Source organism: Nocardia sp. NPDC004722 (assembly GCF_053601505.1).
Genome location: NZ_JBSGBY010000277.1, coordinates 1 through 10,844, shown reverse-complemented (window position 1 = coordinate 10,844; position 10,844 = coordinate 1). Strand labels below are relative to the sequence as shown.

11 protein-coding genes are annotated in these 10,844 nt (G+C 68.3%); 7 read left to right on the top strand and 4 right to left on the bottom strand.

The window, feature by feature from the left end; all coding sequences use genetic code 11:
- Nucleotides 1-42: 42 nt before the first annotated feature.
- On the bottom strand, nt 43-630 hold the full coding sequence (locus ACWELQ_RS25065; protein WP_452399492.1) for a DUF1003 domain-containing protein: 588 nt from the start codon (nt 628-630) through the stop codon (nt 43-45).
- On the bottom strand, nt 627-1,952 hold the full coding sequence (locus ACWELQ_RS25060; RefSeq protein ID WP_452399491.1) for a magnesium transporter MgtE N-terminal domain-containing protein: 1,326 nt from the start codon (nt 1,950-1,952) through the stop codon (nt 627-629). Before ACWELQ_RS25060 ends, ACWELQ_RS25065 begins: the two co-directional genes overlap by 4 nt.
- A 61-nt stretch (nt 1,953-2,013) precedes the next feature.
- On the opposite strand from ACWELQ_RS25060, the gene ACWELQ_RS25055 reads away from it, so the two are divergent.
- From ACWELQ_RS25055 to ACWELQ_RS25045, 3 genes are read left to right on the top strand one after another with little or no spacing between them, the layout of a single operon-like run.
- Nucleotides 2,014-2,991, top strand: a complete 978-nt coding sequence (locus ACWELQ_RS25055; protein ID WP_452399490.1) for an HpcH/HpaI aldolase/citrate lyase family protein — start codon at nt 2,014-2,016, stop codon at nt 2,989-2,991.
- Between the two features lie 12 nt (nt 2,992-3,003).
- Entirely contained in the window at nt 3,004-3,495 is a 492-nt protein-coding gene (locus ACWELQ_RS25050; RefSeq protein WP_369639262.1) for a general stress protein, read from the top strand.
- 3 nt (nt 3,496-3,498) lie between these two features.
- Nucleotides 3,499-4,074, top strand: a complete 576-nt coding sequence (locus ACWELQ_RS25045) for a suppressor of fused domain protein (RefSeq protein WP_452399489.1) — start codon at nt 3,499-3,501, stop codon at nt 4,072-4,074.
- Between the two features lie 10 nt (nt 4,075-4,084).
- Here ACWELQ_RS25045 and corA read toward each other — a convergent pair whose 3' ends face one another.
- The gene (gene corA, locus ACWELQ_RS25040; RefSeq protein ID WP_452399488.1) at nt 4,085-5,161 is read right to left on the bottom strand and encodes a magnesium/cobalt transporter CorA; all 1,077 of its coding nucleotides are present in this window, start codon (nt 5,159-5,161) and stop codon (nt 4,085-4,087) included.
- A gap of 41 nt (nt 5,162-5,202) precedes the next feature.
- Here corA and ACWELQ_RS25035 point away from each other — a divergent pair, with 41 nt between their 5' ends.
- The 4 genes from ACWELQ_RS25035 (at nt 5,203) to ACWELQ_RS25020 (ending at nt 9,655) form a co-directional block, all read left to right on the top strand.
- On the top strand, nt 5,203-6,057 hold the full coding sequence (locus tag ACWELQ_RS25035; protein ID WP_452399487.1) for a PHP domain-containing protein: 855 nt from the start codon (nt 5,203-5,205) through the stop codon (nt 6,055-6,057).
- Nucleotides 6,054-6,320 carry a hypothetical protein gene (locus ACWELQ_RS25030; RefSeq protein WP_452399486.1) on the top strand — a complete coding sequence of 89 codons (267 nt, stop codon included), beginning with the start codon at nt 6,054-6,056 and terminating at the stop codon, nt 6,318-6,320. Before ACWELQ_RS25035 ends, ACWELQ_RS25030 begins: the two co-directional genes overlap by 4 nt.
- A gap of 51 nt (nt 6,321-6,371) precedes the next feature.
- Nucleotides 6,372-7,928 carry an FAD-binding protein gene (locus ACWELQ_RS25025; RefSeq protein ID WP_452399485.1) on the top strand — a complete coding sequence of 519 codons (1,557 nt, stop codon included), beginning with the start codon at nt 6,372-6,374 and terminating at the stop codon, nt 7,926-7,928.
- A gap of 518 nt (nt 7,929-8,446) precedes the next feature.
- A complete protein-coding gene (locus ACWELQ_RS25020; protein WP_452399484.1) occupies nt 8,447-9,655 on the top strand; it encodes an NAD(P)-dependent malic enzyme in 1,209 nt (402 codons plus the stop codon).
- An 83-nt stretch (nt 9,656-9,738) separates the two neighbouring features.
- Here ACWELQ_RS25020 and ACWELQ_RS25015 read toward each other — a convergent pair whose 3' ends face one another.
- Entirely contained in the window at nt 9,739-10,617 is an 879-nt protein-coding gene (locus ACWELQ_RS25015; RefSeq protein WP_452399483.1) for a sterol desaturase family protein, read from the bottom strand.
- Nucleotides 10,618-10,844: the final 227 nt, after the last annotated feature.

The following is a 10,844-nucleotide window of genomic DNA, read 5'->3' as shown; positions in this document are numbered from 1 at the left end:
CAGGTTACCCATGACTCAGCTCTGACGGAACAACTTCTGTGGTCAGTCGCCATCATTTTGCGCCGAAATTGCGACCTCGGGGGTATTCCGATCGGTACTCTTCTTTGCTTTCTTGGCCTTCAGGACCTCGCCGCCCACGGCCAGTTTCTCCAATCTGACCAGGGATTCCTTGATGTCGTCCAGTTCCCGGCGCACGTAGTCGCGCGTGGCGACCTCACCCACGGCGAGCCGCAGCGCCGCCAACTCCCGAGCCAGGAACTCCGTGTCGGCCTTCGTCTGGGCCGCCCGGGTGCGGTCCTCCTCGAGCGACACGCGGTCGCGATTGTCCTGCCGGTTCTGTGCCAGCAGGATCAGCGGCGCGGCATAGGCGGCCTGGGTGGAGAACGCGAGATTCAACAGGATGAAGGGGTAGGGGTCCCACTGCAGACTCACCGCGAACACGTTGAGCATGATCCACACGAAGACGATGACGGTCTGGATCACCAGATAGCGGCCGGTGCCGAGGAACCGCGCCACCTGTTCGCTGGTGCGGGCCATGGCCTCGGCGTCCCAGTCCAGGCCGCGGAAGCGGTTCTCGACCGGCGTCTCCAAACGCTGCCGGGCGCTGAGTTTTTCGAGCCGTTCGCTCATGCGCGGCCTCCCGTCCCCTCGATCACGGGCACGCCGTGTACGTCGTGATGGTCTTCGTCCTGCTCCCGCCAGTCCTCCGGCAGCAGGTGGTCGAGCACGTCATCGACGGTGACGGCTCCCAGTAGATGATTCTCCGCGTCCACCACCGGTCCGCACACCAGGTTGTAGGTCGCGAAATAGCGGGTCACGGCGGTGAGCGGGGCCTCCGGCCGCAGCTGCACCAGATCGGTGTCGACGATACCGCCGACCAGGCTGGCGGGCGGTTCCCGCAGCAGCTGCTGGAAGTGCACGCAGCCCAGGTAGCGGCCGGTCGGGGTGGCCGTCGGCGGGCGCACCACGAAGGCCATGGACGCCAGGGCCGGGGTCAGCTCGGGGTCGCGGATTCGGGCCAGCGCCTCGGCGACCGTGGTGGAGGCGGTGAGCACGATGGCGTCGGGAGTCATCAGACCGCCCGCGGTGTAGGGCGCGTGCTCGAGCAGGCGGCGGACCGGTTCGGAGTCCTCGGGATCCATCAGCGCCAGCAGCGATTCCGCCTCGCCCGCGGGCAGCTCGCCCAGCAGGTCGGCGGCGTCGTCGGGGTCCATGGCCTCGAGCAGGTCGGCGGCGCGTTCCACACCGAGCTGCTCGAGCAGTTCCACCTGATCGTTCTCGGGCAACTCCTGGACCACGTCGGCGAGGCGTTCGTCGTCGAAGGCCGAGGCCACCTCGATGCGGCGCTTGTGGGGCAGCTCGCGCAGCATGTGGGCGACGTCGGCGGGGCGCATGCCCTCGAACTGCGCGAGCAGCTGGGTGACGTCCTGGCCGGGCATATTGAGTTCGGTCTGGGTCAGGCCGCGCACCTGCGCCCAGTCGACCACGTGCACCGCGCCGCGGCGCCCGAAACCCACGCCGAGGCGGCGGCGTTCGCGCACCGCGACCCGCGAGACCACCCAGTCGCGGGTGCGGCCCTGCTCGATGCCCAGATCGACGACCACCACGTCCGCGGACGCCAGCTGTGGCAGATTGGGATCGGCGACCCGGACGGCGGAGTCGAGAATCTGTGCGATGGCCAGCAACTCGCCGGGTCGCTGCTCGAAGCGGCGCACGCTGATGGTGCCGGTGGTGAGGGTGATGGAGCCCGGTTCGACGGCCTGCACGCGCAGCATCGGCACGAAAATTCTTTTCCGCGTGGACAGTTCGACGAGGATGCCGAGAACCCGGGGTTGCTGGCGGTCATAACGTATCGAGATCACGATGTCCCGGAGGCGGCCGATAGACTCGCCGTCCGGTCCCAGTACCACCAAGCCCGCCAACCGGGCGGCGAAAACCTTCGTCGCTGCCATGTTTGGTAAGGCTAGTGGGTCGAGCGCGTCCGAATTGTCGCGCCACGTGAAGGAGTGAGCCATGACATCCGCGGGATCGACTACTCGAGTGCGCCGATCGGTGCTCGCCGTGCCCGGCAGCAACCCGCGCATGATCGAGAAGGCCAAGGGATTGGCGGCCGACGAGGTGTTCCTGGACCTCGAGGACGCGGTCGCGCCCGCGGCCAAGGCGGCGGCGCGGGCCAATATCGTGGCGGCTCTCAACGCGGGCGGCTGGGGCAACCAGATTCGCGTGGTGCGGGTCAACGACTGGAGCACCGAGCACACCTACGCCGACGTGATCACCGTCGTGGAGGGCGCGGGCTCGGAGCTGGACGCCATTCTGCTGCCCAAGGTGATCGACGCCGCGCAGGTGCAGGCGCTGGATCTGCTGCTGACCCAGCTGGAGAAGGCCAACGGGCTGCCGGTCGGGCGGATCGGGATCGAACCGCAGATCGAGAACGCGCTCGGGCTGCGCAATATCGACGCCATCGCTACCGCGAGCCCGCGGGTGCAGACGCTGGTGTTCGGCCCGGCCGACTTCATGGCGTCGATCAATATGCGGACCCTCGTGGTGGGGGAGCAGCCGGAGGGTTACGAACCGGGTGACGCGTATCACCACATCTATATGACGATCTTGCTGGCCGCCCGCGCCCACGGGTTGCAGGCCATCGACGGACCCTATCTGGCGGTCCGCGATATCGACGGTTTCCGGCGCAACGCATCCCGCACGGCCGCACTCGGATTCGACGGCAAATGGGTGCTGCATCCGGACCAGATCACCGCCTGCAACGAGATCTTCAGCCCACGTCAGGCCGATTACGACCACGCCGAGGAAATCCTGGACGCGTACGCCTTCCACACCTCCGTCGAGGGCGGCGCGCGCGGCGCGGTCATGCTCGGCGACGAGATGATCGACGAAGCCAGCGCGAAGATGGCGCAGGTCATAGCAGATAAGGGGCGGGCCGCCGGAATGGTGCGGACTACGCGTTTCGAAGCGCCGACTGTCGGCGCGAAATAGCATGATGGAGTCATGACGAATCCCATGGGGAATGCGAACCGGGGCCGCCCGGGTCTCCCGACGCCACCGTCGGGCTGGCCGATCGGTTCCTACCCGACCTACGCCGAGGCGCAGCGGGCCGTCGACTACCTCGCCGACAATCAGTTCCCGGTGGAGGGCGTGACCATCGTCGGTGTCGACCTGATGCAGGTCGAGCGCGTGCTGTACCGCCTCACCTGGGGCAAAGTCATTGGCGGCGGCATGGTTTCGGGTGCCTGGCTGGGTCTGTTCCTGGGTCTGCTGCTGAGCATGTTCACCTCCGGCGGGGCCATCGGCCCGCTGGCGGTGGGTCTGATCGGCGGCATCATCTTCGGGCTCATCTCCGCGTCCATCCCGTACGCGGCCACCCGCGGCCAGCGCGACTTCGCCTCCACCATGCAGTTGGTGGCGGGCCGCTACGACGTGCTGTGCGATCCCAAGACCGCCGAGCAGGCGCGCGACATGCTCGCCAGGCTGGCCATCTAGCCCATGGATGTTCTGGATCAGGTCCGAGCCGGTGTGCTCGGCCATTTCGGCGTGGACAGCGCGGACGCGGCCTCGGTGACGTTCCTCGGGCTCGAGCCCATCGACATCCTGCGCATCCCCGACGGCGAGTTCGTGCACTACGCCACGCTCGGCGGTTCCCGGCACCCCATGACGGATCCGGCGGCGGCACTGGCGGATCCGGTGCGCGGCCCGCGCGCCGAACTCGTGCTCACCCTGCGCGGAGGTGCGGGCGCGGGCTCAGGACTGACCCGTACGCTGGGCGTGCTGGTCGCCGCGCCGTCGGTGGAAGGTGTTGTGCTGCAAGCGGATGCGCTGCTCGACCTCGGAGAACCGTTGTGGTCCAACGCCCCGTTCACCGCGGTCCTGCTGAGCGACAGCGCGATCCCGGAGGTGGAACTCCCGGAACCCGCTGAGCCCGTGCGCTTCCTGGCGGTCGTGCCGATCACCGCCACCGAGGCGGCGTGGGTGCGCATTCGCGGCGCGGCCGCTCTGCGCGAGGCCTGGACCGAGGCCGGGATCGACATACGCGATCCGGGCCGCTCCGCGGCCTCGCTCTAGTCGAAGGCGCTCAAAGCCAGTTGTTGCGATGGAAGTTCGCGTACAGACCGGCGCACAGCGCCACCATGAGGGCGATCACGATGGGATAGCCGTAGGTCCACGAAAGTTCCGGCATGTGTTGGAAATTCATGCCGTAGACGCCCGCGATCATGGTCGGCACGGCGGCCATGGCGGCCCACGCGGAGATCTTGCGCATATCGGTGTTCTGCTGGACGCTCACCTTCGCCAGCGCGGCATTGATGAGGGCGGAGAGGGATTCGTTGAAGTCGACGATCTGCTCGGCGACCGCGGTGTGGTGGTCGGTGACGTCGCGCAGGTAGCGGCGGATCTCCTTGGGCAGCGGCAGCGAGGTGTCGTGGGTGAGCACCTGCAGCGGCATCCCCAGCGGCTTGACAGCCCCGCGCAGTTCCACCACTTCGCGTTTGAGCTGATAGATGGCTTCGATCTGAAGTTGGTTCGACGGCGTGAAGACGGCCTCCTCAATGGCGTCGACATCCTCCTCGATGGCCGCGGTGACCAGTACGTAGGTATCCACGACCCGGTCGGCCACGGCGTGCAGGACCGCGCCGGGGCCGAGCGCGAGCTGCTTCGGGTCGGCTTCGAGATCCTTTCGGACGCCGCGCAATTCGGTGTGATCGCCGTGCCGGACGGTGATCACGAAGTCGGGTCCGAGGAACACCATGATCTCGCCGGTGTCGACGATCTCGCTGACGGTGCCGACCTTGTGCTCCACATAGCGCACGGTGCGCAGCACCACGAACAGGATGTCGTCGTAACGTTCGAGTTTGGGTCGCTGCTGCGCGTTGACCGCGTCCTCGACGGCGAGCGCGTGCAGGCCGAAGGTCTCCGCGACATCGGTCATGAGCGCGGTGCCGGGTTCGAGCAGCCCGAGCCAGACGAAGCCCTCCTTGCGCTCGCGCACCTCGGCGAGCGCGTTCTTGTAGCTGCACTCCTGCCACAGTCGCTGCCCGTCCACGTAGACGGCGCAGTCGACGACGGTGCCCGGATGGGCCGCGGGCTTCGGTTCCGGGCGCGCGGCCGACCGTCCGGGCCAATGGAAGGACGGCAGCGGCAGATTCGAGGACACATCAAGGATGCTAATCCTGGGGCGCGTGCAATATTGACGACGTGCGCATCGATCTCCACACCCATTCCTCCGCTTCCGACGGCACGGATACCCCGGCCGAACTCATCGGCAAAGCGGCCGCCGCCGGACTCGACGTGGTGGCTCTGACCGACCACGACACCACGTCCGGCTGGGCCGAGGCGGTCGCCGCCCTGCCGCCGGGGCTGACCCTGGTGCGCGGCATGGAGATGTCGTGTGTGGGCCTGGGGGAGGACGGGTATCCGGTGCCGGTGCATCTGCTGGCCTACCTGTTCGACCCCGAGAACGAGTCCTTCGCGCAGGAGCGGGAACGGCTGCGCGCCGAGCGGGTGGTCCGGCTGCGGGCCATGGCCGAGCAGATGGCCGCCGACGGCCTGCCCATCGATCCGGACGTGGTGATGGCCTCGGTGGGTCCTTCGGCGGGCCGCCCGCATCTGGCGCGCGCCCTGGTCGAGGCCGGGGTGGTGCCGACGGTCGACGCCGCTTTCCAGGATCTGCTGGCTCCGCACGGGCGCTACTACGTCGAGAAGGCCGACACGCCGTTGCGCCGGGCGATCGAGATGGTGGCCGCGGCGGGCGGGGTGAGCGTGGTGGCCCACGCCCGCGCCCGCAAGCGGGGGCGGCTGCTGGCCCTGGACCACATTCGGGAGCTGGCCGAGATCGGGCTGGGCGGACTGGAACTCGATCATCCGGATCACAGTGCGGCCGACCGCGAGGTGCTCGCGGGCCTGGCGGGCGAACTGGGTTTGCTCACCACCGGCTCCTCCGATTACCACGGCGCGAACAAGACCATCCGGCTTGGTGAATTCACTACCGACCCAACGCAATTCGAGGAAATTGTGGGCAAAGCGAGTGGGGTGCCGGTGATCACCGCATGAGGGTTCTCCGGGGTCTGAGCGGAATCATCGCGGGGGGCACGCTGGTGCTGGCGGCCACGGTCGTCGGCACGGCGATCGTCGGTGCTCGCCGCGGGTTTCCAGGCCCCGGATGGCTGGATGTGGCCTGGCATGTGGCGGCCGCGCTCGCAGTTCTGGCCGCCCAGATATATGCGGATAAACGTCAGGGTTTCGCGGCCTTTTTCGGATGCTTGGTCGTTTTCGGGATAGCCGGATATCTGCTCTGGGCGCAGTGGTGGAATTGAAATACGCATAACGGTTGCGAGTAGTTGAACTGTCGTCGAACATTTGTCGATATGACCGAATTCGACGCCGATGTGCTGGTGCTGGGAGGTGGCCCGGCGGGTGCCTGGGCCGCCCTTGCCGCGGCTGCCGCGGGCGCGCGGGTATTGGTCGCCGACAAGGCCCGCTGCGGAACCAGCGGCCCGACGGCGCGGGGCCAGGTCACGCTCTGGAATCTGCCCTCGGGCGCGGCCCGCGAGGAGGCCGTGCGGCAGACCCTGGCCCACGGCGGCGGGCTCGGCGATCCGGACCTGATGTTCCGGGTGCTGGAGGAGACCCATCGGCGTGTCGGCCAGTTGGTGCGGGGCGGCTTCCGCTTCCAGGGTGAACACGCGGAACGCCCGGCCCGGGTCTATCTCGACGGCGCGAAGTATCTCGGGCGGCTGCGGCGCAGCATGGTGGTCGCCGGGGTGCGGATCCTCGATCACCATCCGGCCCTGCAACTGCTCACCGACGGCGACGGGGTGGTGTCCGGCGCGTCGGGCGTGGCGCTGCGCGGCGACTGCCGCCGCTGGACCGTCCGGGCCCGCGCGGTGGTGCTGGCCACCGGCGGCTGCGCCTTCCTCTCCGGCGGCGCGGGTACCGATGTGGACACCGGCGACGGGCTGCTGATGGGCGCGGAGGCCGGGGCCGAGTTGTCGGGCATGGAGTTCTCCAACGCGTATTCGCTGGCGCCGGTGGCCGATTCGCCGCTGCCGGGCGGGCGGCCGGTGTCCGCCGTGTTCGCCTCCGATCAGGTCATGCACTTCGCCACCCTCTACGACGAGTCGCGCGAGGTGCTGTGGGGGCAGGGATGTGGTTCGCGGGCACAGGCTTTCGCGGCCATCGCGGACGGCCGCCGGGTCTACGCGGCCCTCGACGACCTGCCGGATTCGATGCGCGCCGAATTGCGCCGCAAGCAGCCGAGTCCGACCGGTCGGGTGCCGCTGTGCGCGGTGCTGGAGGGCACGGTGCGCGGCACCGGCGGGCTGCGGCTGGCCGGACCCGACTGCGCCACCACGGTTCCCGGCCTCTACGGCGCGGGCGATGTCACCACCCGGGAGCCGGTGACGGGCGCGGTGAGCGGTTTCGGCGGGCAGAACGGGGCCTGGGCGATTTCCTCCGGGGTGTGGGCGGGGTCGGGCGCGGCGGGTTTCGCCAGCGCCCGGAACAAGATCGGTAAGGCGCGTCCCGTGCCCGGGGCGGGTCTGGGTGACAAGACGCGGCTGGATCCGCGGGCGGTGGTCGGCCTGGTGCAGGAGCACACACTGCCGCTGCGGCGCAGCTACTGGCGCAGTGACGGCAGCCTGCGCGACAGCATCGCCGAACTGGACGGTCTGTGGCCCGGCGTCGAATTGGCGCTCGGCGGAAAGGGACCCGACCGGCTGCGCGCGCGGCAGGCCGCCGCCCTGCTGGCCGTGGCCCGGTGGACCAAGTATTCGGCCCTGGCCCGCACCGAGACCCGCGGCATGCATCGCCGCACCGACCACCCGGGCGCGGTCAGTGACTGGCGGGTACGGTTGCTCACCGGCGGACTCGAAAGTGTCTGGGTCCGGCCCGACCTCACAACCGTCGCCGCCCGCCCCGCTTGACAGCTCACCGCCGCGCCCGCGACCGCGTTGTGACAGCTCTCCGGGTTCAGCTCCCCACCAGCGAGTTTCCGTTCATCCGGACGTGATCCGGCTGCTTTACGCTGCAACGATGGTGAGGCGACGCGACGGCCCGCAGGGGCGATTTGGCAGGCCGTCGCGGCGACTGGCAGAATGGGCCGATCCTGGCCGTCGCCACCGCCCGGCCCGGGACACTCGGTGATCGCGAACCCCGACTCGTGGGTTCACCCCTCACCCGGCTGTATCGGACCACCCCTCCGGTTCTCGCTCGACGATCTGCGCTGCCGCGCGACACTTCTCGCTTTGCCGTAATACTTTGTGTGCGTTGCCACGATGAGGTGGCAGGGTTTCTGCGAAGTGGCTCGGAAGTGCTGTCGACGTCGCTGAACGCGACTGCGGCAAAAGATATATGAGCACCGAAACCACAAATTCAGCTATTACCGAACGGTAACCGTCAAACGGTTGAGTCCGAACCGATCAGGAGTGAAATCGTGTCACCCGTGACTGAAGCAGCAGTGAATGCCACCGAGGCTCCGGCGTCCAATGCGGCGCTGGCCGACATCACCACGGAAGAAATTTTCGCCGGGCACCTTGGCGGCAAGCTCTCGGTCGAACTCACCGCGCCCCTGGAGACGCAGCGCGATCTGTCCATCGCCTACACCCCGGGCGTGGCGCAGGTCTGCCGCGGCATCCACAAGGACGAGTCGCTGGCCAAGACCTACACCTGGGCCGAGCGCCTGGTCGTGGTCGTCTCCGACGGCACCGCGGTGCTGGGCCTGGGCGACATCGGCCCGCGCGCCTCGCTGCCGGTGATGGAGGGCAAGGCGGCGCTGTTCAAGAAGTTCGCCGGGCTGGACTCGATCCCGATCGTGCTGGATACCAAGGATGTCGACGAGATCGTCGAGACCCTGATCCGCCTGCGCCCGAGCTTCGGCGCGGTCAACCTGGAGGACATCTCCGCGCCGCGCTGCTTCGAGATCGAGAAGCGCGTCATCGAGGCGCTGGACTGCCCGGTCATGCACGACGACCAGCACGGCACCGCCATCGTGGTGCTGGCCGCCCTCAAGGGCGCCGCCGCGGTGCAGGGTCGCGACATGTCCGGCCTGAAGGTCGTGGTCTCCGGCGCCGGCGCCGCCGGTGTGGCGTGCACCGACATCCTGCTCGCCGCAGGCGTTTCCGACATCATCGTGCTCGACTCCAAGGGCATCGTGAGCAGTGACCGCGGCGACCTGAACTCGGTCAAGGTGGACCTGGCGGCGCGCACCAACCCGCGCAACGTGACCGGTGGCCCGGCCGAGGCGCTGGCCGGTGCGGACGTGTTCCTGGGCCTGTCGGCGGGCACCATCGCCGAGGAGCTCATCGCCTCGATGGCCCCCGAGTCGATCGTGTTCGCCATGTCCAACCCGGACCCGGAGATCCACCCCGATGTGGCGAGCAAGTACGCCGCCATCGTGGCCACCGGCCGCAGCGACTTCCCGAACCAGATCAACAATGTGCTGGCCTTCCCGGGTGTCTTCAAGGGCGCGCTGGACGCCGGTGCGCGTCGCATCACCGAGGGCATGAAGGTGGCCGCGGCGGAGGCGATCTTCAATGTGGTCGCCGGTGAGCTGGCCGTGGACAAGATCATCCCGAGCCCGCTGGACCCGCGCGTGGCCCCGGCCGTCGCCGAGGCGGTCGGCAACGCGGCTCGTGCCGAGGGCGTGGCGTAAGGCTCACCCGCTGAGCAAGCCCGCTCGCTGAGCAAGAAAAGGGGCGCTCCGTCGAAAGACGGAGCGCCCCTTTTTCATTCGCCTCAGGCGGCGGCCGGAGTCTTTTCGATCTCGGCGGCGGCGGGCCGTTCACTCCATCCCGGCGGGCCGAAGATATATCCGATTCGCCCGCGCCAGGTCTCGGCACGGCGGACATCTCGGACGAGATCCACCAACTCCGTGTAATTGACCTTGATCGGATTGTCGGTGCCGATGTCCTTGGTCAATCCGTAGCGAATCGGCTCGGTTTCCGCCGCGAAGCTGCCGAACATGCGATCCCAGATGATCAGCACGCCGCCGTAATTGGTGTCCAGGTACGGCTGGTTGGAACCGTGGTGGACGCGGTGGTGCGCGGGAGTGTTGAACACGAATTCAATGGGCCGCCACAGAGTTTTCACCCGCTGGGTGTGGATCGGGAACTGGTAGAGTAGGCCGATCGACTGCAGCACGAAGATCATCCACGCCGGGAAGCCCAGCAGGGCGGCGGGCACCCAGCACAGGCCGCGCAGGATGTTGGCCGCCGGATGCGCCCAGGGCAGCCGGATGGCCGTGGAGAAATTGAAGAACCGGCTGGAGTGATGGACGCTGTGCGAGGTCCACAGCAGCCGGATGCGGTGATCGGCGCGATGCGCCCAGTAGTAGCAGAAATCGGTGACGATCAGGCCCGCCACCCACACCCACCAGTGCTTCGGCGACAGGTGCAGCGGCGTGAAATGGGCCGCCAGCACCACCCCGGAGAACGGGATCACCTGCGCCATAATCGGTTTGGCGACGCGACCCAGCACGAAGGTGGCGATATTGGAGGTGGTGTCGCGCCGGTCGATGCCGTTGGCCGGGCGATCCGGATCGCGGCGATTGTCGATCCACTCGATCACCATCAGGAGCGCGAACGCGGGCAGCGCGTAGATGAACAGGTCGGACATGATCTCGACGGTAGTGACGCGGGGGGTCCGTGGCGTCGCGCCGACGAGGGATTCCACGTCCCCCACACGGGGGATGGGGGGTCCCCGGGGTAGCGTGCGGCCATGGATGTGACCAGGTCACTGGCTCGGCAGTCGCTGCTGGTGGCCGCCGTGGCGGCGGTGCTGGACGGCGCGCAGATGGTGATGTGCGGGGCCTTCGGGCTGGCTCCCGTGCTCGCCACCGTGCT